The organism is Nocardiopsis sp. NPDC058631, from assembly GCF_042716955.1.
Lineage (GTDB): Bacteria > Actinomycetota > Actinomycetes > Streptosporangiales > Streptosporangiaceae > Nocardiopsis.
Window position 1 is genome coordinate 40,350 of sequence record NZ_JBHXQY010000013.1, and the last position, 25,074, is coordinate 65,423.

Here is a 25,074-nt window from a genome sequence, read left to right on the forward strand (position 1 = left end):
GGTCTGTGCAGAGATCGCTGCCCCCTGCGTTTTTCGATCAAAATTACTTGCACTTCGCTGTTCTTAACACACGCCAGAGTAAGCTCATTGGTGTTGACTCGGCTGTCGATTCGGCGCAGGCATCACCGTCCCCCGCATTCGAAAATATTGCCGCCATTGTCGCCGCCCAGGTGAATTCTGAATTTGCCGCAAGGCAGGGATTCTGGCAGCCGTTTACTGAAGAGCAAGGGGTTGTCTTACTAGTTAGTCGTGAGGTGCAAAGAGAAGAGCTCGGCTGGTATGCCTACTCTGTTGTGATGACTATCCTTTTCCTGCCGATCCTAGTCGCCTCCATTGGTGGTGCTACTCTAGCTGCCGCATCTTCTATATTCTTTTCGATGACTGGAATAAATGCACACCGAGTGGCACTCGGGGCTCGCGATATTGCGATGGATATTTTCGACAGATATAACGAATAATTGATCATCTGCCTCGCTCAAATTCTGTTGGTCGATTTTTGGTGATCCCAGTGGCACGGGTGGGCTAGGTTTCGACTTGTCTAGAAAAGGGGGATGCTTCACGCCAAACTTTTTCAAAGCTCCACGCGTAGACATTTGCGATATTGGGTGACGCCGTTCGATTGACTTCAAATACTGGGGATCTACCCGCAGGAAACCCATAGATATGCTGATTCGCGAGAATCTTACTATCGGTGAGGTAAATCGAGCTGTAAAGAACAGTTGAGTGTGTACGGATCTCGACGCCGCCGATGTCCAGGAGTGTTCGGAACAGCAGTAGCGCGTTGCTCACCCTCGCGGCCAGGGTGTCTCCAATCTGCTCGTCTTGCCCGCGTTGCTTTACCGGCTGGGACTTTGGGTCTCCGAGCAGTATGCGTACGTTCACGCCCTCTCGGGCTCGCGCTCCCAGGAGTTCCAGAATGCCCGCGTCGTCGGCTAGGAACAGGCCGCTGTAGACCAGGATGCCGATCTCCTGTTCCGCTTCACTGAACAGGTCGAACCAGACCTCTCGGGGCACCTGCCAGCGGTGCGCGTAGACACGGTGGGCGTGTTCGGACATTGGGGGACTGTCTTCGGTTGTCTGGCTCTGCTCCGGCCAGAGGTCTTCCTCGTCGGACCTGAGTAGGTCGGCCAACGCCCAACGGTGCCGGGGGTAGGGGCGTTGGCCGGAAAGCCAGCGGCGGACGGTCTTGGGGTCCACGCCGAGATGTGCGGCCACGTCGGTCTCGGTGAGTTGGGACGCGGCCAGTGCCTTGCGCAGTGCAACGTTCACGTCGGTGCCCTCCGGGGGGTACGGGAACCCGACGATAACAGAAGACGTCCCTAGACGTCCCTCAAGCTGTCCGATACGCGGTACACATGTCCGCTCACTCAGAGCATCGTTTCCGCATGTAAGAGGGCTCCGGCGCATCCTGCGATCCCGCCGCGAGCTCCACCCGACCTGAACAGGGGTGACCATGCGGAACCTGATCCCACGCCGTCGGATGCGAAGGCTTACGACACTGCGGGCCGTGCGGACTGAACCGCGCAAGCCACTGCCGTTCACCCCGTCCCCTCCGGCTCACCCCGTCGCGCCCTTGGCCTGTGTCGTCCGTCCGTACGTCCTGCATGCCGAGAGGCATCGCGTGGTGGAACTGGTTGACCAATCCTGGCTTGGACTGGAACTGCTGCTGGAAATCTCTCGCACAGAGGTGACGGCGGCATGACGGCTGAGGAACGCCCCACGACGCTGCTGCTCCTTCTCCAACGTCAGTTCGCGCGGGAGTGGACGATCCGCCGCAACGGCGGGCTGTGGGTGGCGACCACCCGAGAACACGAGTGCACACACGCGCCCACGTTGATCGAGGAAGACGTGGAAGCCTTCGTCCACCAACTCGTGCACCCACCCAGCGCCATCGGTAACTCCGGCCGGCCGCAAGAGCAGGTGAGCGAGACCGGATTCCGAGCAAAGGTCCCCCAAGACGGTCCTTTGGAGGGGTGAGGACCGACCGCAGTCCGGCCGCCGGCTTCGAGCATCGGCCCTGGCGCTGGCACTGCGGTTCGGGCGTCCGCTGGTATCGACCTTGAGAGAGGGCCCACGGGTCTGGCCGGCATCAGTGGGCGTCCATGAGCTTTGAGTTACACACTGGTTAGAGTTCGTGCAACAAACCATCTTGCGCTTTGCGAGCTCGCTTCGGAGGAACACGCTTGAGTCCGCGCACCCCTTGGGGGACGTACCACCAGATCGCGGATGCCCTGCGCTCGCGCATCACCAGCGAGGACCTGGCTCCGGGTGACGCGCTCCCCTCCGAGGCTGCCCTCGGCAAGGAGTTCGGCGTCGCTCGCACCACCGTGCGCCGGGCCCTGGCCGAACTGGAGTCGGAGCGGCTGATCAAGGCCCTTCCGGGGACCGGCCGCGTCGTATGCACCGCCCAGGAGCGAGAAAGCGCACCCGGCGACGGGCCTCCTCCCTCCCAGTACCGGCGCATCGCCGCTGAACTAAGGGAGAGGATCGCCAGCGGTGACCTTGCCCCCGGGGACACCCTGCCCAGCGAGGCTGCCCTCGTTCGCCAGTACGACGTGTCCCGGGGAACGGCCCGTCAAGCCCTCTCCGAGCTGGAGGGGACCGGTCTTGTCGTCGCTATCCACGGCAAGGGCCGGTTCGTCCAAGGACCGGAAACACCCACCGGCTAGCCTGGTACATGTGGGACATGTTCACTGGGCGCGGGATCTCGCGCGAGAACTGCTCGAAGGGCCGCTTCCCCGTCGCTGGGCTCACTCCCAGGGGGTAGCCGAACAGGCGCGCTCTCTGCGCCCGGTACTCGCCGATGATGGCGACCTGGTCGAAGCCTCGGCCTGGCTGCACGACATCGGATACTCACCGGAACTGGCGACGACGGGCTTTCACCCGCTCGACGGGGCCCGGTACCTGCGCCACGTCCAAGCGGCAGACGAATCCCTGGTCTCCCTGGTCGCCTATCACTCCTGCGCCGTGGTGGAAGCCGAGGAACGCGGACTGCTGGCTCTGCTCAAGGACGAGTTCGCCGCCCCACCGGATGACCTGCTGGACGCCCTCACCTACTCGGACATGACCACCGGCCCGGACGGCACACACCTGCCGGTAGAGCGCCGGCTCTCGGAGATCTTGGAGCGCTACGCCCCTGCGGACCTGGTCCACCGCTCCATCACCCGCTCCTCACCGATGCTGACGAGGTCGGTGCGGTCCATGCAAGGGCGCTTGGCCGAGGTTCGCTGACCCCTCACCCGATGTGAGTCGGGCCTTCGGCAAGGAAGTGCTCGACGCGCAGCCGCATGGACCGGTCCATCCGGTAGCCGGTCAGCTCGTTCTTGGGCACCCAGACGACTTCCCTGGACTCGTCGCTCGGCGTGGGCTCACCCGAAAGCGGACGTGCCGCGAACACGAGCGAGAACTCTTGCCGGGCCTCGCCATCGCTCGTGTAGTAGATGATGTGCTTCGGGTCGCTGTAGATGCCGATGGTGCCGGTGATCTCGCAGTGGATCCCGGTCTCCTCCAGCGTCTCCCGAACCGCGGCCTCGGGAACGGACTCGCCCAGGTCCAACGCGCCCCCGGGTACCGCCCAGTTGTCGTTGTCGGTGCGGCGGATCATCAGGACTTCGTCGCGCTCGTTGACGACGAACACGTTCACTGAGGGGACGAGGCTGTTCGCCGCCGGGGCCTCGGGGTCGTCGTAGTAGTCAATCCGCTTACCCATGGGCCTACTCCCGGATGTACTGCGATAGGTCGGCCCATACCTGGTTCACCTGCTCACGGATCAGCTCGGGGGGAGCGCCGAGGTCGCGAAGCAGGGGAAGCGCTGCGCCATGGTCCTTGTGGAGCAATCCGAGCAACACGTGCTCCGTGTCAATAAAGTTGTGTCGGACCTGCAAGGACTCATACAGGGACTGTTCCAGGGACTTCTTGGTTGCCCGGGTAAAGGGTAGGTGGTTCCGGAAACCCCATCTTCCTCGGCCGCCGGTTCTGACCACCTGGGCTAGGACGGTCTCATAGCCCACGCCCATGCTTCCCAGGACACCGGCCGCTATGCCCGTCCCCTGCTTCAGTAGCCCGAGCAACACGTGCTCGGTGTCGATGTGGTTGCGCTTGAGTCCAACGGCCTCTTCTTGGGACAGAACAAGCACGTGTTTCGCCTGTTCGGTGAACCGCTCGAACATGGTCGTCGCTCCTAGATCAGTTGAGTGGGGTGGCCAGTTGCCAGACCTTCTCGTAGCTCTCCAGGTAGGTGCCGAACAGGGTCCCGCCGGGGACCTTGCGCAGGTGGAAGACCGGGGCCTCCGAGGCCATCGCGCCGTACACGTGCGTGTTGACGATCAGCTGGTCATCGGCGCGGTAGAGCGAGTTGTACAGGGTCGTCCCGTGCAGGCGGAACTCCGTGCCCTCCACGGCGCGCAGCGACCGGTACAGCAGGATCACGTTCTGGATCTTGGACGCCAGAAGGCCGTCTATGCCCTCGTCCCTGCCCCGCTGGGCGACCGCTTCGCTCTTGGGGTCTCCCAGCAGGAAGCGCACCCGCACGCCGGCCCTGGCCTTGTCCGCCAGCAGCTTGATCATGCTGGGGTCGTCCGCCAGGAAGAACCCGCTGAAGACCAGGATCGAGATCTCCTGCTGGGCGCTTTCGAAGACGCGCTTCCACAACTCCGGCGGAACGCTCCACCGGTGCGGGTAGACCTGGACGATCTCGCTCTGTGAAGCGGCCTTGCTCTGGTCCGGGCTGAGCGCTTCCGGCCAGATGTAGGTCTCCTCCACGCCCAGGAAAGCCGCGACCGCGTAGCGGTGACGACGGTAGGGGGTACGCCCCTGCGTGATCCAGCGCTCCACGCTCTTGGCGTCCACGCCGACCTCGTCGGCCACATCGGCCGGGGTGGCCCCCCGCTGGAGCAGCGCGGCTCGCAACCTCTCGTTCGGCATGTACCTCAGGTTCGCAGGATGTCTGGGGACGCGCTCACATTATCGAGACGTCCTGAACACGTCCAGCCATGTAGTGATCTCGTCCCGGCCCTGCGGTGGATGGTAGTAACCGTTCCCGCAGTTGGGGGAACCAGCGAACCCGACGAACCCCAGACGGTGCCTCCGGCTACTACTGACAACCAACTTAGATACATGCTATACATGTCTCGATTCCTGGTTCGGATGATCCTGCGCTGATCACACCAGGGGCCTGAACTGCACGAATAACGAGAAAGGACTGGTCAGATGGCTATTCAGGGTGCGTTGCCGGTGGCGTTCGCCGTGGTCTTCCCACACGGGGCGTTCGCGCTCGGAGTGGAAGCGATCACCGACTTCGAGACCAAGCGTCCGCAGATGGACAAGGACTCGGGCCTGCCGCTGTGGGCGGTGGACGTGATCGACGCCGACCCCGAAGCCCGAGGGAAGGCCAAGTCGGTGAAGGTCAAGGTCGCCGCCCAGGTGTGCCCCACCCTGCCGGACGAGGTCCCGGGGCTGCCGTTTCGCCCGATCGAGTTCGAGTCCATGGCGGTCATGCCCTACGTCGACGACAACGGCCGACGCCCCCGGGTGGCGTACTCGCTGCGGGCACGCGGTGTAAAGGCCCCCGGCGGCGCTGCTGGTGGTCGTCGCGCTCCTGCGGCCAAGGAAGCCGCCTGACCCTGTCCCAGATGTGAAAGCGGGGCGGCCTGGTGCGCCAACACCGAGCCGCCCCTGTGAACCCCCACGCGAACCCTGCGAAAGCTTCGTGAAGAGGTGTCTTCAGTATGTCCGATTACCCCCGCGACCTGTCCGGCCTGAGCGGCCCGGAACTGGTCCGCCTGCTGCTGGATGCGACCAACCCCCCGCCCGCCACCGACACCGAACGCGCGGACTTCTTCGACTTCAAGGCGCGCGTGTTCGCGACCCTGGCCCGCCGGGACGAGAACCCGACTGCCGCGACGATCGCCTCCCGTGCTCGCTCCGACCGTGACCGGCTCCTGGCCCGCATCGAGGACCAGAACAGGGGTGGTCGGTGATGGCTCAGTCCAAGGTGGGCTCCGCCCAGTCCTCTCCGACCCTGCCCACTCCCGCCCACGGGGTGCGGTGGACGACCCCGATCGTGGAAACCCCCGGGATCGTCGTCCTGGGCTCCTGGATCTGGCGGCTGGTCCGGTTCCTGGTCACGTTGCCGTTCCGCTTCCCGATCATGGTCGCCTGCCTGGCCTCCTCGGCCGGGGCCTGGTGGTGGTTCGACTGGCCCGGCCTGGCCACCCTGTGGGGTCTGGCTGCCGTGGTCTCCCTGGTGTGGTGGCGCGCTTGGCCGGACTCCTACCGCACCTGGGTGGCGCTCCGTCTGCTCGCCTGGTGGCGGCATGTGTTCGTCTACCGGCGCCACTGGCAACCCGTCTTGGTCATCTCCGGACTTGCGCAGTCCTACCAGGAGCGTCGCTACCTGCCCCGCATCCGTCGTGTCACGTGCTCGGAGTGGGCCGACCGCGTACGCGTCACCCTGGTCGCCGGAACCTCCCCGACCGACTTCGAGACCCGCGTGGCCGAACTCGCGCACGGCTTCCAGGCTCCCTCCTGCCGGGTAGTGGTGGACGGACCTCGCAGGATCACGTTGGAGTTCCCCCGACACGACACCTTGGCCGAACCCCTGGACGCCCTCGATGTCCCCGACACTGCGGACCTGACCGCGTTGCCCATCGGCCACCGAGAAGACGGCTCGCCCTGGCTGCTGCGCCTGCACGGCACCCACGTGCTCGCGGCCGGAGTGACCGGTGCCGGGAAGGGGTCGGTGATCTGGTCGGCCGTGCGGGCGATGCTTCCCGCGATCGCGGACCGGACCGCGCAGGTGTGGGCGCTGGACCCCAAGCGCATGGAGCTGTCCTACGGCCGGTCGTTGTTCTCCCAGTACGCCGATGACGGCGAATCTGCGGTGGCGGTGCTCGAACTGGCCGTGTCCGACATGCAGGAACGGGCCCGGCGCTACGCGGGCAAGCAGCGCTCCCACGTGCCGAGCAGGAAGGACCCCTTCGTCTTGGTGGTCATCGACGAAGTCGCGTTCCTGACCGCCTACCACCCTGACCGTGACGTGCGCCGCCGCGCCGAGAACGCCATCGCCACCCTGACCTCTCAGGGACGTTCGGTCGGCTTCGGGGTGCTGGCCGCACTTCAGGACCCGCGCAAGGAGGTGATGAACCTGCGCAACCTCTTCCCCGACAAGGTCGCGCTGCGCCTGGACGAGGCATCCCAGGTGGACATGATCCTGGGGGAAGGCGCTCGGGACCGTGGCGGCAACGCCCACCTGATCGACCCCAGCCTTCCCGGCGTCGCCTACGTCCGGATGGAGACCTCTCCCGCCCCGGTCCGTGTCCGCGCAGCCTACGTCTCCGACGACGACATCACCGCCATGGCCAACACCTACGAGCCGGGTGCCTCCTCGGTAGAAGAGGTGCCCTGATGATCACGGTACAAGCGTCGCTGCTTGCGATACACACGGATGCTTATCCACAGCCAGAGCAATCCAGAGATGAGCACATCCCATGCGAGGAAGACCAGAAAAGCACCCATATCCGGGTCGATCACAAGGTACGTGGCTCCGTACACGACCGCTCCGATAGGGGCGAGAAGAGACCACGGGCGCGGTGGCTGCGGCTGCATGGGGTGGGGGACTCCTGCTCTGTGGGTGGGTTCAGTTGTGCCGACAACGGGCTACGGGGCGGGTCTTTCCTCTGTGGACGAGGTGGACTGACGTTTGCGCTGCTTCGCTTCCTGCCATGCCCCGACCAAGAACAACCCGAAGAAGAGGGTGTTGAACACGGAAATCAGACTCGTCATCACCTGGCCGTGGCTGAGCGTCAGTACCGACGTGATCAGGTTGAGCGAAGTCGTTACGAGCAGGAACGGCACCAACCACGGTTGCATTTGATCTCTGCCTTCGTCGTTCGAGGGGGTGGGTGATGCCGACGCCTACCGGTAAGTCCACCCGTGCCGAACGGCTTGCGCAACCCCTGGCGCGTGAGGTGGCCGAACAGGTCGCCGCCGATCACGGCGTGTGCATCCGTCCCGTGTCCCTCCGACGCACGAACATCGCCACTGGTGCCACGGAGGTGATCGACGTTCCGTGCGGGTCCACGCTGGAATCGCGATGCCCTGCTTGTGCTCGGCGTAAGAGGTCGCTGCGGCGGACCCAGTGTGAAGAGGGCTGGCACCTGGCCACCGAACCCGTCGTGGAACCCGACCCGCCCACCGAGGAACAGCGGGCCGTGGTCACCGCCGCACGGGACCGGCTCGCCTCCACCGGAACGGCTTCGGCTGAGGACCTGGCATCCCTGGACGCGGCCATAGCCGGACTGGACGAGGACATCACCGCCTCCGGCCTACGCGGCTCGGTCACCCGCTCCGCCGACTCCCCGGCCACCTCCGGGTCGCGCCGGGTCCGCTCCACCAAACGCCGCCAAGACGCCCCGGACCTGCCCAAGCGACCCATGACGAGGAAGACGGTCGGGCGGGCCTTCACCGATCCCGACTCCGAGAAGGTGTTCCGACCCTCCCTGTTCATCACCCTCACGCTCGACTCCTACGGGCGAGTGCGCTCGGACGGCACCCCGGTCGACTTCTCCACCTACGACTACCGGCGGGCCGCCCGGGACACCCTGCACTTCTCCAAGCTCGTGGACCGGTTCGTGCAGAACCTGCGCCGGGTCGCCGGTTTCGACGTCCAGTACTTCGCCGCCGTCGAACCCCAACGACGCCTCGCCCCACACCTGCACATGGCCACCCGCGGCACCCTGCCCCGGGCCGAACTCCGCCAGATCGCCGCCGCGACCTACCACCAGGTCTGGTGGCCGGCCGCCGACACCGTCCACTACGAGGGCGACCACATCCCCCTCTGGGACACCGACGCCGGAACCTACCTCGACCCCACCACGGGCGAAGTCCTGCCCACTTGGGACGAGGCGTTGGACGAGATCGACGCCGAACCCGACCCTGAGCCCTTCCACGTGGTCCGCTTCGGCAAGCAGGTGGACGCCAAGGGGGTCGTTGCCGGGACCGAGGACGCCGCCCGGTGCGTGCGCTACCTGGCCAAGTACCTGACCAAAGACATCGCGGACTGCCACGCCGCCGAAACCGTCCGGCAGGAACAGCACATGGACCGGCTCATGGAAACCCTCCGGTACGAGCCCTGCTCTCCCCGCTGCTCCAACTGGCTGCGCTACGGCATCCAACCCGACCAGCCCAAGCCGGGACTGCGCCCCGGGTTCTGCCGCTCCAAAGCCCACCGCCGCGAACACCTGGGCTACGCCGGACGCCGCGTCCTGGTCTCCCGAAAGTGGTCCGGCAAGACCCTCGCCGACCACAAAGCCGACCGCCTCACCTGGGTCCTCAACACCCTCGGCATCGACCCCGCCAACGAGGACCAGGGCGACGAGGACAACCCCGCTCCCCCGCCCCTGTCGATGTCTTCGGGCTCCTTCGAGTGGGAACTCGCCAGACCCACCGACCCCGACGTGCCACCACGGGAACGACGCCTGCTCCGAGCTGTCGGTGAAGCCCTCAGACGCCGGGCCCAACTCGCCGCCGCACGCCAGACCGCCCCTTCGGCAACCGACGAGACGAGGGCCGCATGACCACACCCACTGTCCCCCTCCCCCGCCCCGAACCGGGCCTGTGGTCGGTCACCGAGACCGCCGCCTACCTCCGCATCCCGCCCAAGACCCTCTATGAGTGGCGCTACAAGGGCGACGGGCCTCCCTCCCACCGCGTGGGCCGCTACGTGCGCTACGTGCCCGCTGAGGTCCACGCGTGGGTCAGCTCCCAGTAACCACGGACAGGAAGGAACCCCCATGGCTCGCGCCTGGGTCTACGACCGCACCAAGGACAAGAGCTACAACGAGGCCGTGAAGAAGGCCAGGACCGCTAAGCGCACCCCGCCCGCCCGGTGGCTGGTCCGCTACTACGACCCGTCCGGCAAGCTCAGGAGCGCCGGGACCTACAAGAAGAAGCCGGACGCCGAGAAGCGCCAAAGCGACATAGAGGCAAGTCTCCATGAGGGCGTCTACCGCGACCCCAACGACGGCCGGACGACGTTCGGGAAGATGGCCGAGAAGTGGCTGATCACCCGGACGGACATCAAGCGGTCCACGTGGTGGAAGTACCGGGGCCTCCTCGACCTCTACCTTCTCTCCCGTTGGGGCGACCTCCCGCTCTCAGCCATCCACTCCGAGGACATCGCCGTCTGGATCGCGGAGATGCAGAGGCCGCGTGAAGAGGGCGGCGCCAACCTCGGGGCCTCCCAGACCAGGCACGTGCACAGCGTCCTGTCCATGGTCCTGGGCTGGTGCGTGCCCCGGCGCATCCCCTTCAACCCGGCCAAGGGTGTACCGCTCCCGAAGCCCTCCGAGGCCGAACACGTGTACCTGAACCACCACCAGGTCGAAGCGCTCGCCAACGCCTCCGCGTCCCTGCGGACCTCCTACGACCAGGTGGCGGCGGGCGCGCTGATCAACCGGCCGCTGATCCTCCTGCTGGCCTACACGGGCCTGCGCTTCAACGAGGCCGCCGCACTGCGCGTGGGGAGGGTGGACCTGAAAGGGCGACGCATCCGGATCACGACCGCGTTCGCCGAGGTGGAGGGCAAGCTCGTGGAGCAGACCCCCAAGACGGGCAAGAGCCGCACCGTTCCGATCCCCCCGTCGCTGCGGGCCGAACTCCTCCCCCTCGTGGAGGGGCGACCCGATGACGCGCTCGTCTTCGCCACCCGGCGCGGGACCCCGCTGCGGCTGCGCAACTGGCGTCGGCGGGAGTTCGACAAGGCGGTGCAGGGCGCCAGGCTCGACGGAACCGGGCTGACACCGCACAAGCTCCGGCACACCGCCGCGTCCCTGGCCATCGCCGCCGGCGCGGACGTCAAGGTCGTGCAAGCCATGCTCGGGCACGCGACCGCCACGATGACCCTCGACCGGTACGGACACCTGTTCCCCGACCGCCTGGACGAGGTCGCCGACGCGATGGACGCGGCCCGCGTGAAGGCTCTCGCCGCCGCTGCGTAAGGATCCTGACGGAGCTTCCTCGGGGATCAAACCCCGGGAACGCGAAAGGCCGGTCTCTCCGACCGTGTGCACCATATGTGCACCGGCCCGGATCAACCGGCCATCGCTACCTCTACCGGCCCTACGCTCACCTGCGTGAACGTCGGCCTCGTGCGGTGGAGGAGGGATTTGAACCCTCGAAGGGTTGCCCCTTACCCGCTTTCGAGGCGGGCGCCATCGGCCACTAGGCGACTCCACCGCGAGCAACTCTACCGGATACCCCGCTGTGCGGAGAACCGGATTGCCGAAACGGCTCCGGCCGCCGGGGGCGGCGCAGGTCAGCGGGGACCCCCGCCCTCACGGCGTCGCCGGAAGAACTCGGTGAGGAGCTCGGCGCACCTCGCGGCGACGTCCGCGCCGATTAGGTCGGGCGGCACCACCTCGGGGCGGTGGTTGAGCCGGGGGTCGCGGACCACGTCCCACACCGACCCCACCGCGCCGGCCTTGGCGTCCCGAGCGCCGTAGACCAACCGGTCCACGCGCGAGAGCACCGTCGCGCCGGCACACATCACGCAGGGTTCGAGGGTGACGACCAGGGTGCAACCGCTCAGGCGCCACTCGCCGCGGGCGCGGGCGGCTGCCCGCAGGGCGAGCACCTCGGCGTGCGCCGTGGGGTCACCCGTCGCCTCGCGCTCGTTGTGCCCCGACCCCAGGACCTTGCCGTCGGCGTCCAGGACGATCGCGCCCACAGGCACGTCATCCGTCGCCAGGGCGAGCTCCGCCTCGGCCACCGCTGTCCGGAGCGCGGCGTCGAGGACCCCGCGGTCCCTCACGTCACAGCCTCATGGCATCGAGGAGTTCGCCGAATCCGGCCCGCTCGGCCACGACAGCGAGGACGTCGGCGGGCAGGACCCCGCCGCCGACCGACAGCGAGCGCAGCTCGTCGCCGGTCACACCCAGGTCGGTGATCAGGTCGCCGTCTCCGGCAGGCGCCGGGTTGGGGCGGGCGCCCGCACTCTCGGAGGGCTGCGGGGCGCCGAGGGCCCCCGCTTCGGAGAGGACGGAGGCCAAGGGGTGGTCGTGGACGACGCGGGCGTCGGAGAGGTACACGCGCGGCTCCCCGCCGTCGTCGGCGGCGCGCACGACGGCGAACCACTCGTCGTCGGCCTCCACCAGGAGGAGCGCCCTGTCACTGCCCCGCTCTGCCGCGAAATCGAGCATCAGGTCGGTGACGTCGTCGATGACGTCCACGTCCCCGAGTTCGACCTCGGTTCCCCGCCACGTCTTCCCGTTGGGAGTGAAGACAGCTGCGAAGGTCGACACCGCGTGCCCTCCTGTTCTCCAGGTGGTTTTTCCAGGGGTCCCTTACCCCATCCCGTCCAGGACACGCTGGAAGGACTGCGCGAATCCGAGGCGTTCGGACACGCTGGCCAGTACCTCGTCGGGGTAGAGGTCGAGATCGCCCGCCAGGGCGCCGAGCTCCATCTCGTCCAGGCCGAGATCGGCGACGACGGACAGATCGCCGGCGGGGAGCACCTGGTCGAGGTCGTCGTCATCGGGGAGGTCGATGTCCAGGTAGTCGAGGACGTCCCGGGCCACCTGCCAGTCCACCGACGCGGTCACGTCGGAGAGGAAGAGGGAGACGTCCTCGCCGTAGACCCGCACGATGATGAAGAAGTCGTCGCCGACCGAGACCAGCCCCAGGGAGCCGCTGATGCTCGGTTGTTGGCGCAGTGCGTGGATCAGGCCCTTCAGGTCGTGCGTCAGCGTCACGGGGAGGAGATCGACATCCCAGTACTCCTCTTCCCTGTACGCGACCGCTGCGAAGTCGCCCGAGTCGTCGTCACCATGATCGAGTACTGTCATCGTCACCCCAGCCCGGCCGGTGTATCGGTGCGGACGAGGGAGGCCCGCGCCCGTGCGAGTGCAATGGTAACGATCACTCCCGCTCCGCCGTCTCCCTCGGCCCGTGTCAGTCCGGACCACGCTCTCATGAGAACCGGGTGCGCGCTGCCGCCTCAGGGGTTCCACCCGGACGGCACCGGGACGGCCGTCGCCTCCCGCGGGGCCACCGTGCGACCGGCGCGGATCCGGGCCGCCCTGTTCCGGGTGGTACGCGCGGTTAGACTCGGGCGGGCCCCCATCCCCAGCCATCGTCCCGTTATCCCAGCTCACCCGGAGAACGCCTTGGAAACCCTGGTCGTCGACCATCCCCTGGTCGCGCACAAACTGACCACCCTGCGCGACGTGCGGACCGACTCACCGACCTTCCGGCGCCTGACCGACGAGTTGGTCACCCTGCTCGCCTACGAGGCGACCCGGGACGTACGAGTGACCGACGTCACTATCAGGACTCCTCTCGTGGAGACCACCGGAACACAGCTGACGCGCCCGACCCCCCTCGTCGTCCCGATCCTTCGCGCCGGACTGGGCATGCTGGACGGGATGACCCGCCTGCTCCCGACCGCCGAGGTCGGCTTCCTGGGCATGGCCCGTGACGAGAACACGCTCCAGCCGGCCACCTACGCCGACCGGCTGCCGCAGGACCTGTCCGGCCGCCAGTGCTACGTGCTGGACCCGATGCTGGCGACCGGCGGCACCCTGGCCGCCGCGCTCAAGCTCCTGGTGGACCGGGGCGCGGACCACATCACCGCCCTCTGCCTGCTCGCCGCCCCCGAGGGGTTGGTCGCGGTGGAGCAGAAGCTGGCCGAAACCCTCGCCCCGGACCACGGCGCGACCCTGCGCGTGGTGACCGCGGCGGTGGACGAGCGCCTGGACGAGAACGGGTTCATCCTCCCGGGTCTGGGTGACGCCGGCGATCGCCTGTACGGCTGCGCCTGACCCGCCCCCTCACGGCCCCAGGAGCCTCAGCGCCCAACCGGATCACCGGTTGGGCGCTTTTTCGGCTCTTTTGGCCGCCGGGCGAATGAACGCCCGAAAATCGGGCATTGACCCCGCAGGCAGGTGTGTCCGGCCAGGTGGCGGTGCACAACCGGTCGAGCATCGACACGTCGCTGCATTAGCCGAATTCATTTCGAGATTGGAACGTAACAGATAAGCGTGATCATGGTTCCTGATCACCCATAACCGGGGAGACCAGCCGGACCGAAATCGACCTGTATGGTCCGGGTCCGTTGACGCCGACACCCTCACCCGCTTCCCACAAGGCGTTCAGGCAACCCTCCGTCGACTACCCAAAGCCCCCGACCGCACACGCTGCGACATCCTCCCCACGTCCCTCAAGGAGTGAGATGCCCGAGAACCCCTCTCCCTCGACCGACCGCCACTCCCGCTTCGGCCCCGTCGTCGACCGACTGTCCACGGAGTTCTCCGGTGTCCACCACGACTCCACCGTCACCCGGTGCGTCGACGCCGCCAGACACGGTGCCGAGGACGTCACCGGCCGGGCCACGCCCGATCTCGTCGAGCGGATCGCCCGCCAGCACCTCCAGGTGCTCGCCCTGGCCTTCGCCGAACAGCGCTAGGGATCGGTCAGGACGGACGACGGGTTTCGGTCCGACCGTCTCCCGCTCCCAGTGGGGACACAACCGGGGCCGGAGAAGCCGCCTTCCTTGCCCATCCGACCGCAGCCGATGCCCTGACCTGCGTCGGACCTGGACCGCATTCCGGTCCACCGAACACAGGTCCACCAACACCACCGGAACCGGACACAGCCCGCAAGAGCGGTACGCCAGACATACCGCCACGCCGAGGGTGCGCCCCAGGCTTTACGGGCATCATTGTGAATGGAACAATCACTGCTGGGTTGGTGGGTCAGGTGGATTCCAAGGGGAGTCAGTCGTGGCGAAGTTGAAGAAATGGGGCGGCTACGCTCTCATCGGTTTCGTGGCGTTTTATCTGCTCACGCAACCTGAAAGCGCCGCTGGGGTGATCCAGAGTGCGTTGGGCGGCCTGATGGGTGGTGCGGAGTCGATGTCCCGCTTCGTCAACGCACTACTGCCGTAGTGGGGATGGTCGGGTGCCATGCGCCTCGTAGCGTCGAGTAACAGCGCTCCGGCGTCGGTCAACCGCTACCTCCTGCCACACGAGCAGGACGTCGTGACCATTCGTCGGCACCCCGCGATCCTCATCGGGCCGGTCGGGGCAGTCCTCGGTGCGTTGATCGTCGCGGGGATCCTCAGCAACACCCAGATCGCGGACAACACCGCGGCACTGGCGATCATCTGGTGGCTGTGGCTGCTGGTCCTGGTGTGGTTCGTCTGGCAGGTCGCGGAGTGGTCCGTGGACTACTTCGTCATCACGTCGGCGCGCCTCCTGCTGACCACGGGGCTGATCACCCGACAGGTCAACATGATGCCGCTGGGCAAGGTCACGGACATGAGGTTCGAGCGGACCCTGCTGGGCCGCTTCCTCGGCTACGGCACCTTCGTGATGGAGTCCGCGGGTCAGGATCAGGCGCTGAGCAAGATCGCCTTCATCCCGTACCCCGAACAGCTCTATCTGGAGGTCGTGGGGCTCATCTTCAAGGAGTGAGCCGCCGCAGGTCTCGACCAGTGTCATGGGGGCATCCGCCGAGGGGCGGGTGCCCTTCGGCGTGTCGGCGGCGCCCTCCCGGAGCCGCCGCCCCGGTCAGACGGGCCGACGATCGCCCGATTCGCCCCTCGTTCACCTTCTGTTCACCTTGCTTCGGGGTCACACTTCCCTGCCCCGCACCCTGGCCGACCAGCCCTTGGAAGACCGGCCCGCCCCGCACCTGCGTGGGCGGACATGCTCCGGGGAAGGATGCCTCCAAGTACGCGACCCGGCGTCATTACCCCCGAGTGCGAACCCTCGCAAGCCAATCGAATTGACATGAAGGTGAACATAGGGTTAACTCGGATCATCTGATACGGAAACGAGGAGGGCCCATGGCGCGCAGGACAGACCGTGCACCACAACCCACTCGCTCCGCGACGCCCCGTCGGCACATTCGCCCCACGGCTGCGACCCGCCGCCTCTCCGGCCTTTCGCCCGAGCCCGTGCACGTCCCGCAGCCGCGCGAGGACGCCGACGCCATCGCCTCCGGACACCCGATCATGCACTGGGTGCTGGTCACCGACGACAACGGTCGGTCCCGCCCAGAGGCACGCTGGCTGTAGCAACACACGCGAGCGCCGAGCGCCCCCCGCCCCGAAGCGGGGGGCGCTCGGCTTGCCCCGAAGCCCCGGCACACGGGGCCGGGCGCGCGGCGCTCCACCAGACGCCCATGACTCCGGGAGTTCAGAACGAGTGAGTGACGAGGAGGGGCCGCCCCAGGGCGGCCCCTCCTCGCGTTCCCGGACCCCTCCGGCAGCCCCGAAGCGGAGCCGTTCTCGCTTTGTCGATAAATCGGTTTGGCAATTAATCGGGATCTGGTTGTCCTTATATAGGCCGTCAAGTATCGACTGAGAGTGACGCCCGTCTCATTCTGAATCGCCTTGACGCGAATCAAAACGAGACGTACCGTCTTACCTATGAGGCTGTACATCTTCCTGTAGTCCCGCGCCCCACGTCGGCGTCCGAGCACCATCGTGCCCGCTGTCCAGCGGCGACACCATGTCGCGCCCTCAGCGCCGCGCAGCTCCGTCGGCGTCGCCGCACCGCGGTCGACCCAGGGAAGCCTCAGCGTTCCGGCCACACCGGAGCCCTGCCCGCACCGGGCAGGCTCTGTCCGAAACCACGCCGAACGCACGCTCCTCCGGCGATCCGCGGTCCCGTCCCACCAGACCGCACCACAGATCAAAAGGCGCGCCCATGCCTACCGCCGCACTTCGAGCACATTCACAGCTCGTCCTCACCGAGATCACCAAGCGCTATGACGACCACACCGTCCTCGACCGTGTCACCCTCACCATCAGCCCGGGTGAGCGTGTCGGTGTCATCGGGGACAACGGATCGGGCAAGAGCACCCTGCTGCGCCTGCTGGCGGGCGAGGAGCAACCCGACAACGGGGAACTCACCGTCAGGGCCCCCGGCGGCGTCGGCTACCTGCCCCAGACCCTGGAGCGGGTCGGGGTGCGGACCGGCACCGCGGGAGACGTGATCGACTCCGCCCTGGCCGACCTGCGCGACCTGGAGCAGCGCCTGCACCGGGCCGAGGCCGTCCTCGGCTCCGCCACGGCGGAGGGCCTGGACGCCTACGGCGACCTGCTCTCCGAGTTCGAGGCGCGGGACGGCTACGACGCCGACGCCCGTGTGGAAGCAGGGCTGCACGGCCTGGGGCTCCCCGGGCTGGAACGCGACCGCCCGCTGCGCACGCTCTCCGGTGGAGAGCGCTCACGGCTGGCGCTGGCCGCGATGCTGGCGGCCTCACCCGAACTGCTCCTTCTGGACGAGCCCACCAACGACCTGGACGACCGCGCGGTCGCCTGGTTGGAGGACCGGCTCCGCCGCCACCGCGGCACGGTGGTCGCCGTCACCCACGACCGGGCCTTCCTGTCCGGGGTGACCGACACCGTGCTCGAAGTCGACCACGACCTGCGCCGGATCCACAGGTACGGCAACGGGTACGACGGGTTCCTGACCGCGAAGGCGGCGGCGCGGGCCCGGTGGATCCGCGAGTACGAGGACTGGAGGACCGACCTGGCCAGGCAGCGGCAGCTGGCGGACAACAGCGTCGCCGCGCTACAGGCCATCCCGCGCAAGATGGACAAGGCCGCGTTCGGGCACGGGGCGTTCAGGATGCGCGGTCGCGCGCACGGCGCCATGGGCCGCATCCGCAATGCCAAGGAGAGGGTGGAGCGGCTGACCGGGAACCCGGTGGCGCCGCCGCCGGCCCCCCTCCGGACGACCGCCGAGTTCGCGGGGTCCCCGGCCGAGGAGGCCGATGCACAGCCGGTCGCCGAACTGGAGAGGGTGAGGGTCGACCACCGGCTCGACGTTCCGGTCCTGGGCCTGGCACCGGGGGAGCGCGTCCTGGTCACCGGACCCAACGGGGCCGGGAAGACGACGCTCCTGCGGGTCCTCTCCGGGGAGCTGGCCCCCGACTCCGGTCGGGTGTCCATACCGGAGAGGGTCGGCTTCCTACGGCAGGAGGACGGGGTGGTCCCCTCGGAGCAGACCGCGCTCCAGGCCTACGCGGCCGACCGGCCCGGGTCGGCGGAGGAGTACCGGGACGAGTTGGCGTCGCTCGGGCTGTTCCGGCCGAAGGAGCTGGACCAGGCGGTGGGGTCGCTCTCGGTCGGTCAGCGCCGACGGATCGAGGTGGCCCGGCTGACGTCCGGCATGCACGAACTCCTGCTGCTGGACGAGCCGACCAACCACCTCTCCCCCGGTCTCGTGGAGGAGTTGGAGGAGGCGTTGTCGCACTTCACCGGGGCTCTGGTGATCGTCACGCACGATCGGACGATGCGTGGAAGGTTCGCCGGCCGGCACGTGGAGCTGAGGGAGGGGATGATCGCCCGCGAGTCCGAGTGAGTCCGGCCTGACTCTTTGTCGACAAATCGGCTTGACCATAAATCCCTAAAGAAACTGTCCGATATGCGGGGCTCGTCGCGGTGCGGCGGGCTCGTCGGGCAGCCGCCGACCCAGCCCGGCGAGCAGCCCCGGAGACCTCTGGGAACTGCCCGTGCGCACCGCCCCGGAGGGCGCCGCGGGCGTCTGGAACCTGGGTACGGGGGCCTCCCCAGGTTCCCGCCTGTCCGTCGCGGACGCGGCGTCCTATCCGGGCGCCATGTCGACAAAACGGCTGTAGTGCCCCTGGAAGGCCACGGTCACGTCCGCCGTGGGGCCGTTGCGGTGCTTGGCCACGATGATGTCGGCCTCACCCGCCCGCGGGGACTCCTTGTCGTGCACGTCCTCGCGGTAGAGCAGGATGACCATATCGGCATCTTGTTCGATCGAGCCGGACTCGCGCAGGTCGGAGACCTGTGGCCGTTTGTCCGTGCGCTGCTCGGGACCACGGTTCAGCTGGGAGAGCGCCACGACGGGGACCTCCAACTCCTTGGCGAGGAGCTTGAGGGACCGGGACATCTCCGAGACCTCCTGCTGGCGGCTCTCCACCCGGCCGGGCGAGCTCATCAGCTGGAGGTAGTCGACGATCACCAGTTTGAGGTCGTGCTGCTGCTTGAGCCTCCGGCACTTGGCCCGGATCTCCATCATCGACATGTTGGGGGAGTCGTCGATGAACAGGGGCGCGTTGGCCACCTCGCCCATGCGCCGGGCGAGCCGGGCCCAGTCCTCGTCGGTCATCAGGCCCGAGCGCATGGTGTGCAGGGGCACGCGGGCCTCCGCCGACAGCAGGCGCATGACGATCTCGTTCCGGCCCATCTCCAGGCTGAAGAAGACCGAGGCCATGTCGTTCTTGATGGAGGCCGCGCGCGCGAAGTCCAGGGCCAGGGTGGATTTTCCGACCGCCGGGCGGGCGGCGATGATGATCATCTGGCCGGGGTGGAGGCCGTTGGTGAGTGCGTCGAAGTCGGCGAAGCCGGTGGGCACGCCGGTCAGGGTGCCGTCGCGGGCGCCGATCGCCTCGATCTCGTCGAGGGCGCCCGGCATGATGTCGGCGAGGACGACGTAGTCCTCGCCGGTCCGCTTCTCCGCGACCTTGTAGATCTCCGCCTGTGCGTGGTCGACGAGGTCGTCCACCTCGCCGTCGCCCGCGTAACCGATCTGCGCGATGCGGGTACCGACCTCGACGAGGCGGCGCAGGACAGCGCGGTCGGAGACGATCTTGGCGTAGTAGCCGGCGTTGGCGGCGGTCGGGATGGCCCCGGTGAGGGTGTGGAGGTAGAGGGCGCCACCGACGCGGGTGGCCTCGCCGCGCTTGGTCAGCTCAGCGTTGACCGAGATGGTGTCCACGGGCTCGCCGCGTGAGAAGAGGTCGACGACGCTGTCGTAGATGATCTGGTGCGCGGGGCGGTAGAAGTCCGCGGAGCGGATGATCTCGACGACCTGGGTGATGGCGTCCTTGGAGAGGAGCATGCCGCCGAGCACGCTCTGTTCGGCCTGGATGTCGTGGGGTGGGGTGCGCTCGTATCCGCCTTCTTCAGGTGGCTGCTCAGCGACACTCACGAACGCTCTCCCCAGGACCGTACTCCGCCCACCCGAACAGGCCGACCCTCCCAGGATGCCCCATCGCGAGCCCTGGGGACGCCGCGGGCGGCGCCTGTGGACGGCGCCTTCTACCACCATCTCCCGCTACTGCGGGGCATTCCGAAAACAAGTTGTGCACATCACCTGTGGATAACTTTGGAACGACCCCTACACAGGGGCATTGAGCTGCGAAAACACTGCACGCAGACGGGTCGTGCAAGATGCCTCACAGGGAGTGTTTCCACAGGTTATCCACAGGCACTCGGGCGGGTGTGGACAACTCCACATCCGCGTAGAACGCGTGTCCGATATTGTGGCTTGGTCATGCCAAAACTTCTCTCGGCCGCCCCCTTCCGGCACCGCCACGACCGCGAGATCTTCGCCCTGGCGGTCCCCACGTTCTTCGCTCTCATCAGCGAGCCCCTGTTCCTGCTCACCGACGCCGCGGTCGTCGGCACCCTGGGCACGCAGGCGCTGGGAGGGCTGGGTGTGGCCGGGCAGGTCCTCCTGACCCTGGTGGCCGTCTGCGTCTTCCTGGCGTACGGCACCACGGCTGCGGTCTCCCGCCGGTTCGGGGCGGGCGACGTCGCGGGCGGCATCCGGGACGGCGTGGACGGGCTGTGGCTCGCGATCCTGCTGGGCGTCGCGGCCATCGCGATCGGCTGGCCGCTGGGCCCGCTGATGGTGGACCTGTTGGGCGCCTCTCCCGAGATCGCGCCCTACGCGCTGACGTACCTCAGGATCAGCCTGCTCAGCACTCCCTTCCTGCTGGTCGTCATGGCGGGCACCGGTGTGCTCCGGGGGCTTCAGGACGCTCGTACTCCGCTGGTGGTCGCGGTCGCCTCCTACGCCGGCAACGCGGCGCTGTGCGTGGTGTTCGTGCTCGCCCTGGACTGGGGCATCGCGGGCTCGGCCTGGTCGACGGTGCTCGCCCAGGGCGCGGGGGCGTTCTGGTACGTGGCGGCGATCGTCCGCGCCGCGCGGCGCGAGGGGGTCTCCCTCGCACCGACGGCGGCGGGGCTGCGCTCCTCCGCTTCGGCGGGGTTCGCTCTGTTCCTGCGCAGTGTGTCGATGCGGGTTGTCGCGCTGATGACCACCGCGGTGGCGGCGCGTCTCGGCGACGAGTCGATCGCCGCGCACCAGGTGAGCTACAACATCTGGGCCCTGCTGGTGTTCGCGATGGACGCGATCGCCATCGCCGGGCAGTCCATCGTGGGGCGTTATCTGGGCGCGGGGGACGTGCGTGGCACGAAGGACGCCACTCGCCGCATGGTGGAGTGGGGGGTGATGCTGGGTGTGCTGTTCATGGCGCTGGTGTTTGTGGTGTTGCCGTGGGCGCCGGTCCCCTTCACGTCCGACCCCGAGGTCCGTGCCCTCATCACGGCCACACTGGTGGTGGTCGCCCTGATGCAGCCGCTGAGCGGCGTGACCATGGTCCTGGACGGCGTGTTGATGGGGGCGGGGGACCAGCGCTACCTGGCATGGGCGTCACTGTGGACGATGGCGGCGTTCGTGCCGTGCGCCCTGGTGATCCCCCGGCTGGCGGAGAACTCCCTGTGGGGGCTGGTGGGGCTGTGGATCGCGTTCACGGTGTGGATCCTCGCCCGAGCGCTCACCCTGGGTGCGCGGGCGCGGGGCACGGCCTGGCTGGTCACCGGAGCGACGAGACCGTAACGGGCCGACCCCCGCGGAGCACGGCTCTGGCGGAACGCGGGCCGGATCCCGGCCGGGGGCCACCCGAACGTCCGGGCCGGTCCACAGGTGGACATGTCCACCTGTGGACACGTCGACCCCTCTCCAAGTCGGCCTGTGGACACGTCGACCTGTCACCGTGTCGGCCTGTCACCATGTCGACCTGGCGGTGGGACGGCGGGCTCCGGGGCCCGATCATCCGCCCACCCCCGGAAGACGAAGCAGCCGCCCCGGGGGGACGGGACGGCTCTCCGGCGTGGGCTCGTGTGCGGCCCCCCAGGTCACGGGGGCGCGTCGCGGTCACCGACGGCCGGGCCGTGGTAGTACGGCACAGCCCGCTCTGCCTGCGGAACCCTCGGGTACGTCGGCAGCTCCTCGAGGGTCAGCTCCGTTCCGGTGACCCGGCTCAGGTGGCTGAGCTGTTTGCGCACGGTGCTCGCCACGTCCTTTCGCAGCTGCGGAAGCATCGAGTAGAGCTCGTCCCCCGGGCAGCTCGTCGAGTTGTAGTCCCGGTGGCCGACGATCGCCTCCGCCGGGTTCAGCTGGTACACCAGGCACAGCCACGCGCAGGTGTCGACCAGGGAGCCCATCAGCTCCTGGGGCGGGGCCTCGGAGGAGTACGTCCCCTCGTTCTCGATCCCGATGGTGTGCGCGTTGTGGTTGGCGGTGTGCGCACCGACCACGTGTTTGCCGCTGCCGATCGCATGGAGGGACAGGTCCCTGCCCTCCATGATGTGACCGCCCCGGCTGATCGTGAGCTGCTGTCCTGTGTCGCTCCACCCGTTGCTGTCCATGTGGTAGCGCTGGATGGCCCGGGACAGCGAGGCGGCGTGCGTCGCCGAGGTGTCGGAGACGTTGCCCGTCGCGGTGTGGTGCACCACGATGTGGGTGGGTCCCTTGGACAGCAGCTCGATCTTGTTCCTGGGTGGCCTGGCGTTCCAGTCCGCGCGCGTGTACAGCTTGGGCTTCGCGGCGGCGGAGGCCACACCAGCCGGTGCGGTTCCCATCACCCCGCCGAGGAGCACGCCCCCGGCCGCGAGGGCGGTTCCGCGCAGGAGTGTCCTGCGGTCCAGCAGTGGGTGTCGGTTCGGATCGGTCGTTCTCTCCACGGCCATCGGTCGTCGTCCTCTCCGCGCGGGGCGCCGCGCTGTGCGACACCAACACAGACAACACGATAGGTTACAAAGAGTAACCAAAGCGTTGCTTTTGGTAACGCGGCGTGTCAGGAAGACCCCCACCCCGAGAAAGCACACCTCGACCCACGCGGACCCACCCCGAAAAAAGCGGGCCCCGCCTCTCCGAGGAGAGACGGGGCCCTGACGCGTCCGGTGCCTGGGATCAGGAACCGACGACGTCCAGCTTGATCGTCGCGGAGACCTCAGGGTGCAGGCGGACCTGGACCTTGTGGCTGCCGACGGACTTGATCGGGTTCTTGACCTCGATACGGCGCTTGTCCAGCTCGGGACCGCCGGTCGCCTTGACGGCGTCGACGATGTCCGCGGGCGTGACCGAACCGAACAGACGACCACCCTCGCCGGCGCGCTGCTGGAGGCGCACGGTGAGAGCACCGACCTGGCCCGCGACCTGCTTGGCCTCGTCCAGGGTGCGGATGTCACGCGCGGAACGCGCGCGCTGGATCAGGTCGATCTGCTTCTGACCGCCGCGCGTCCACCGAATGGCGAACCCGCGGGGCAGCAGGTAGTTGCGACCGTAACCGTTCTTCACCTCGACGACATCGCCGGGGGCTCCGAGACCGTTGACCTCGTGGGTCAAAATCAGCTTCACGACAAAAACCTCCCTCGGATATCGCCGCTAGCGAGCGGTGCTGGTGTAGGGCAGCAGGGCCACCTCGCGCGCGTTCTTGATCGCGGTCGCGACGTCACGCTGGTGCTGGGTGCAGTTGCCCGTGACGCGGCGGGCACGGATCTTGCCACGCTCGGAGATGAACTTGCGGAGAAGCGTGGTGTCCTTGTAGTCGATGTAGGACTGCTTCTCCTGGCAGAAGAGGCAAACCTTCTTCTTGGGCTTGCGCGCTGCCGGCTTCGCCATCGTGGTGCTCCTTCGCAAGAGCCCCGGGGTCTTCCCGGGGATGGTCTGTGGATGGAAAGGTGACACGGTGCCCTGGGGCACCGGGTCGTGTGTTACGTGGTGCGGGGTGGTCCGCTAGAACGGGGGCTCGTCGGAGAATCCTCCGCCGCCGCCACCGAACCCGCCGCCACCGCCGCCACCGTTGGTCGCCCACGGGTCGTCGGCCGGAGGACCGCTGCGGCCTCCGCCGCTCTGCGCCCCGCCGAATCCGCCGCCCTGGTTCCCGTAGCCGCCACCACCCTGCTGGGGCTGGCCTCCACCGAAACCGCCGCCGCCACCGCCGCCACCGTTGCCGCCGCCGAAGCCGCCGCCACCCTGGCGCTGCGTCTTGGTCACCTTGGCGGTGGCGCTGCGCAGAGCCGGGCCGACCTCCTCGACGTCGATCTCGAAGACGGTCCGCTTCTCACCCTGCTGGGTCTCGTACGAGCGCTGCTTCAGCCGGCCCTGCACGATGACGCGCATGCCCCGCTGAAGGCTCTCGGCCACGTTCTCCGCGTACTGCCGCCAGACAGTGCAGGTGAGGAACATGGACTCGCCGTCCTTCCACTCCCCCGACTGCTTGTCGAAGGTGCGAGGCGTCGAGGCCACACGGAAGTTGGCGACCGCGGCTCCACTGGGCGTGAAGCGCAGCTCAGGGTCGTCGACGAGGTTGCCGACGAGCGTGATCTGGGTTTCGCCTGCCATGGATGGGCTCCGGTTCGAGGTAGTCGGATCAGGCGGTTTCGCCTGTTCCCCTGATCATCCGCGCCGGTACTGACAGAACGGGGCGGAAGGGCCAGGGGAGAGGGGGAACGGGCAACGCCGTCCTAGTGGACCTCGGGCCGGAGGACCTTGGTGCGGAGCACGGCCTCGGCGAGACCGAGCTGGCGGTCGAGCTCCTTGACCGTGGCGGGCGTGGCCGTCAGGTCGATGACCGCGTAGATGCCCTCGGGGTTCTTGTCGATGTCGTAGGCGAGACGGCGCTTGCCCCAGATGTCGACCTTCTCGACCGAGCCGCCGTCGTTGCGCACGACGCCCAGGAAGTTCTCCAGCGACGGGGCGACGGTGCGCTCGTCGAGGTTCGGGTCGAGAATGACCATGATTTCGTAACGACGCATAGGCGTGCGTTCCTCCTCTGGACTGTTGCGGCCATGGAATCTCCATGGCAGGAGGGCAGGAGCCCGTGTTCGGTTCCGCGCCGTCGTCGGCGGGCGTCGCACGGACTCTGAGCCATACAGCCCCCAAGGTTACCAGCCGCCGCGTACCACCGGTGATGCCTGTGGACGGCTCGACACGCGACAGGGCCGGTGCGCGGAGACTCCGCGCA

General features: G+C 67.7%; 31 protein-coding genes and 1 tRNA gene. 17 read left to right on the plus strand and 15 right to left on the minus strand.

Annotated elements, in window-relative coordinates:
- A partial coding sequence (locus ACFWTE_RS07055; RefSeq protein ID WP_378778416.1) for a hypothetical protein occupies window positions 1–458 on the plus strand: 458 nt, incomplete at its 5' end.
- 64 nt (window positions 459–522) lie between these two features.
- On the opposite strand, the gene ACFWTE_RS07060 is transcribed toward ACFWTE_RS07055, so the two are convergent.
- The gene (locus tag ACFWTE_RS07060) at window positions 523–1,269 is read right to left on the minus strand and encodes an XRE family transcriptional regulator (protein ID WP_378778417.1); all 747 of its coding nucleotides are present in this window, start codon (window positions 1,267–1,269) and stop codon (window positions 523–525) included.
- Between the two features lie 429 nt (window positions 1,270–1,698).
- Here ACFWTE_RS07060 and ACFWTE_RS07065 point away from each other — a divergent pair, with 429 nt between their 5' ends.
- From ACFWTE_RS07065 to ACFWTE_RS07075, 3 genes are all read left to right on the plus strand, one after another.
- On the plus strand, window positions 1,699–1,977 hold the full coding sequence (locus tag ACFWTE_RS07065; protein WP_378778418.1) for a hypothetical protein: 279 nt from the start codon (window positions 1,699–1,701) through the stop codon (window positions 1,975–1,977).
- Between the two features lie 206 nt (window positions 1,978–2,183).
- A complete protein-coding gene (locus tag ACFWTE_RS07070) occupies window positions 2,184–2,669 on the plus strand; it encodes a GntR family transcriptional regulator (RefSeq protein ID WP_378778419.1) in 486 nt (161 codons plus the stop codon).
- Between the two features lie 49 nt (window positions 2,670–2,718).
- Window positions 2,719–3,231, plus strand: coding sequence for an HD domain-containing protein (locus ACFWTE_RS07075; protein ID WP_378778459.1), 513 nt, complete (start codon window positions 2,719–2,721; stop codon window positions 3,229–3,231).
- 4 nt (window positions 3,232–3,235) lie between these two features.
- Here ACFWTE_RS07075 and ACFWTE_RS07080 read toward each other — a convergent pair whose 3' ends face one another.
- From ACFWTE_RS07080 to ACFWTE_RS07090, 3 genes are read right to left on the minus strand one after another with little or no spacing between them, the layout of a single operon-like run.
- Complete coding sequence (locus tag ACFWTE_RS07080; RefSeq protein WP_378778420.1) at window positions 3,236–3,709, minus strand: NUDIX hydrolase; 474 nt, start codon at window positions 3,707–3,709, stop codon at window positions 3,236–3,238.
- A gap of 4 nt (window positions 3,710–3,713) precedes the next feature.
- Window positions 3,714–4,169, minus strand: coding sequence for a Clp protease N-terminal domain-containing protein (locus tag ACFWTE_RS07085; RefSeq protein ID WP_378778421.1), 456 nt, complete (start codon window positions 4,167–4,169; stop codon window positions 3,714–3,716).
- A 16-nt stretch (window positions 4,170–4,185) separates the two neighbouring features.
- Window positions 4,186–4,923 (minus strand): DUF5919 domain-containing protein, encoded by a 738-nt coding sequence (locus ACFWTE_RS07090; protein WP_378778423.1) that lies wholly within the window; start codon window positions 4,921–4,923, stop codon window positions 4,186–4,188.
- A gap of 285 nt (window positions 4,924–5,208) precedes the next feature.
- Here ACFWTE_RS07090 and ACFWTE_RS07095 point away from each other — a divergent pair, with 285 nt between their 5' ends.
- The 3 genes from ACFWTE_RS07095 to ACFWTE_RS07105 all read left to right on the plus strand — a co-directional run bounded on the left by ACFWTE_RS07095 (window position 5,209) and on the right by ACFWTE_RS07105 (window position 7,405).
- Window positions 5,209–5,619 (plus strand): plasmid replication, integration and excision activator, encoded by a 411-nt coding sequence (locus tag ACFWTE_RS07095; protein ID WP_378778424.1) that lies wholly within the window; start codon window positions 5,209–5,211, stop codon window positions 5,617–5,619.
- A 107-nt stretch (window positions 5,620–5,726) separates the two neighbouring features.
- Complete coding sequence (locus tag ACFWTE_RS07100; RefSeq protein ID WP_378778425.1) at window positions 5,727–5,978, plus strand: hypothetical protein; 252 nt, start codon at window positions 5,727–5,729, stop codon at window positions 5,976–5,978.
- Complete coding sequence (locus tag ACFWTE_RS07105; protein ID WP_378778426.1) at window positions 5,975–7,405, plus strand: cell division protein FtsK; 1,431 nt, start codon at window positions 5,975–5,977, stop codon at window positions 7,403–7,405. The genes ACFWTE_RS07100 and ACFWTE_RS07105 overlap by 4 nt, the downstream gene beginning before the upstream one ends.
- Before the next feature lie 251 nt (window positions 7,406–7,656).
- Here the strand turns inward: ACFWTE_RS07105 and ACFWTE_RS07110 are convergent, their stop codons facing one another.
- Window positions 7,657–7,869: a hypothetical protein gene (locus tag ACFWTE_RS07110; RefSeq protein WP_378778427.1), complete on the minus strand. Its 213-nt coding sequence runs from the start codon at window positions 7,867–7,869 to the stop codon at window positions 7,657–7,659.
- Between the two features lie 35 nt (window positions 7,870–7,904).
- On the opposite strand from ACFWTE_RS07110, the gene ACFWTE_RS07115 reads away from it, so the two are divergent.
- The 3 genes from ACFWTE_RS07115 to ACFWTE_RS07125 are packed head-to-tail and all read left to right on the plus strand — an operon-like array spanning window position 7,905 to window position 10,997.
- Window positions 7,905–9,575: a replication initiator gene (locus tag ACFWTE_RS07115; protein ID WP_378778428.1), complete on the plus strand. Its 1,671-nt coding sequence runs from the start codon at window positions 7,905–7,907 to the stop codon at window positions 9,573–9,575.
- The gene (locus ACFWTE_RS07120) at window positions 9,572–9,769 is read left to right on the plus strand and encodes a helix-turn-helix transcriptional regulator (protein WP_378778429.1); all 198 of its coding nucleotides are present in this window, start codon (window positions 9,572–9,574) and stop codon (window positions 9,767–9,769) included. Before ACFWTE_RS07115 ends, ACFWTE_RS07120 begins: the two co-directional genes overlap by 4 nt.
- Window positions 9,770–9,791: 22 nt before the next feature.
- A complete protein-coding gene (locus ACFWTE_RS07125) occupies window positions 9,792–10,997 on the plus strand; it encodes a tyrosine-type recombinase/integrase (RefSeq protein ID WP_378778431.1) in 1,206 nt (401 codons plus the stop codon).
- 153 nt (window positions 10,998–11,150) lie between these two features.
- Here the strand turns inward: ACFWTE_RS07125 and ACFWTE_RS07130 are convergent.
- From ACFWTE_RS07130 to ACFWTE_RS07145, 4 genes are all read right to left on the minus strand, one after another.
- Window positions 11,151–11,235, minus strand: a tRNA-Ser gene (locus ACFWTE_RS07130).
- A 79-nt stretch (window positions 11,236–11,314) separates the two neighbouring features.
- The gene (gene tadA / locus ACFWTE_RS07135) at window positions 11,315–11,809 is read right to left on the minus strand and encodes a tRNA adenosine(34) deaminase TadA (protein WP_378778432.1); all 495 of its coding nucleotides are present in this window, start codon (window positions 11,807–11,809) and stop codon (window positions 11,315–11,317) included.
- Between the two features lies 1 nt (window position 11,810).
- Window positions 11,811–12,299 carry a tRNA adenosine deaminase-associated protein gene (locus tag ACFWTE_RS07140; protein WP_378778433.1) on the minus strand — a complete coding sequence of 163 codons (489 nt, stop codon included), beginning with the start codon at window positions 12,297–12,299 and terminating at the stop codon, window positions 11,811–11,813.
- A gap of 42 nt (window positions 12,300–12,341) precedes the next feature.
- Window positions 12,342–12,842, minus strand: a complete 501-nt coding sequence (locus tag ACFWTE_RS07145) for a tRNA adenosine deaminase-associated protein (RefSeq protein WP_378778434.1) — start codon at window positions 12,840–12,842, stop codon at window positions 12,342–12,344.
- A 321-nt stretch (window positions 12,843–13,163) separates the two neighbouring features.
- On the opposite strand from ACFWTE_RS07145, the gene upp reads away from it, so the two are divergent.
- The 6 genes from upp (at window position 13,164) to ACFWTE_RS07175 (ending at window position 18,371) form a co-directional block, all read left to right on the plus strand.
- Window positions 13,164–13,817, plus strand: coding sequence for a uracil phosphoribosyltransferase (upp, locus tag ACFWTE_RS07150; RefSeq protein ID WP_378778435.1), 654 nt, complete (start codon window positions 13,164–13,166; stop codon window positions 13,815–13,817).
- Window positions 13,818–14,227: 410 nt separating this feature from the next.
- Entirely contained in the window at window positions 14,228–14,461 is a 234-nt protein-coding gene (locus tag ACFWTE_RS07155) for a three-helix bundle dimerization domain-containing protein (RefSeq protein ID WP_378778436.1), read from the plus strand.
- 316 nt (window positions 14,462–14,777) lie between these two features.
- Entirely contained in the window at window positions 14,778–14,942 is a 165-nt protein-coding gene (locus ACFWTE_RS07160) for a hypothetical protein (RefSeq protein ID WP_170293704.1), read from the plus strand.
- An 18-nt stretch (window positions 14,943–14,960) separates the two neighbouring features.
- A complete protein-coding gene (locus tag ACFWTE_RS07165; protein ID WP_378778437.1) occupies window positions 14,961–15,470 on the plus strand; it encodes a PH domain-containing protein in 510 nt (169 codons plus the stop codon).
- 374 nt (window positions 15,471–15,844) lie between these two features.
- Entirely contained in the window at window positions 15,845–16,075 is a 231-nt protein-coding gene (locus ACFWTE_RS07170; RefSeq protein WP_378778438.1) for a hypothetical protein, read from the plus strand.
- Between the two features lie 634 nt (window positions 16,076–16,709).
- Window positions 16,710–18,371 carry a TlrC/CarA/OleB/SrmB family ABC-F type ribosomal protection protein gene (locus ACFWTE_RS07175; RefSeq protein WP_378778439.1) on the plus strand — a complete coding sequence of 554 codons (1,662 nt, stop codon included), beginning with the start codon at window positions 16,710–16,712 and terminating at the stop codon, window positions 18,369–18,371.
- Between the two features lie 243 nt (window positions 18,372–18,614).
- Here the strand turns inward: ACFWTE_RS07175 and dnaB are convergent, their stop codons facing one another.
- Window positions 18,615–19,967, minus strand: coding sequence for a replicative DNA helicase (gene dnaB / locus ACFWTE_RS07180; protein ID WP_378778440.1), 1,353 nt, complete (start codon window positions 19,965–19,967; stop codon window positions 18,615–18,617).
- A gap of 345 nt (window positions 19,968–20,312) precedes the next feature.
- Between dnaB and ACFWTE_RS07185 the strand changes: the two genes are divergently transcribed.
- On the plus strand, window positions 20,313–21,662 hold the full coding sequence (locus tag ACFWTE_RS07185) for an MATE family efflux transporter (RefSeq protein WP_378778441.1): 1,350 nt from the start codon (window positions 20,313–20,315) through the stop codon (window positions 21,660–21,662).
- A 299-nt stretch (window positions 21,663–21,961) separates the two neighbouring features.
- Here the strand turns inward: ACFWTE_RS07185 and ACFWTE_RS07190 are convergent, their stop codons facing one another.
- From ACFWTE_RS07190 to rpsF, 5 genes are all read right to left on the minus strand, one after another.
- Window positions 21,962–22,795, minus strand: coding sequence for a peptidoglycan recognition family protein (locus ACFWTE_RS07190; RefSeq protein WP_378778442.1), 834 nt, complete (start codon window positions 22,793–22,795; stop codon window positions 21,962–21,964).
- Window positions 22,796–23,018: 223 nt separating this feature from the next.
- The gene (gene rplI, locus ACFWTE_RS07195) at window positions 23,019–23,465 is read right to left on the minus strand and encodes a 50S ribosomal protein L9 (protein ID WP_378778443.1); all 447 of its coding nucleotides are present in this window, start codon (window positions 23,463–23,465) and stop codon (window positions 23,019–23,021) included.
- 27 nt (window positions 23,466–23,492) lie between these two features.
- Window positions 23,493–23,729: a 30S ribosomal protein S18 gene (gene rpsR / locus ACFWTE_RS07200; protein ID WP_013155832.1), complete on the minus strand. Its 237-nt coding sequence runs from the start codon at window positions 23,727–23,729 to the stop codon at window positions 23,493–23,495.
- A 114-nt stretch (window positions 23,730–23,843) separates the two neighbouring features.
- Entirely contained in the window at window positions 23,844–24,452 is a 609-nt protein-coding gene (locus tag ACFWTE_RS07205; RefSeq protein ID WP_378778444.1) for a single-stranded DNA-binding protein, read from the minus strand.
- Window positions 24,453–24,574: 122 nt separating this feature from the next.
- Entirely contained in the window at window positions 24,575–24,865 is a 291-nt protein-coding gene (gene rpsF / locus ACFWTE_RS07210; RefSeq protein WP_267947333.1) for a 30S ribosomal protein S6, read from the minus strand.
- Window positions 24,866–25,074: the final 209 nt, after the last annotated feature.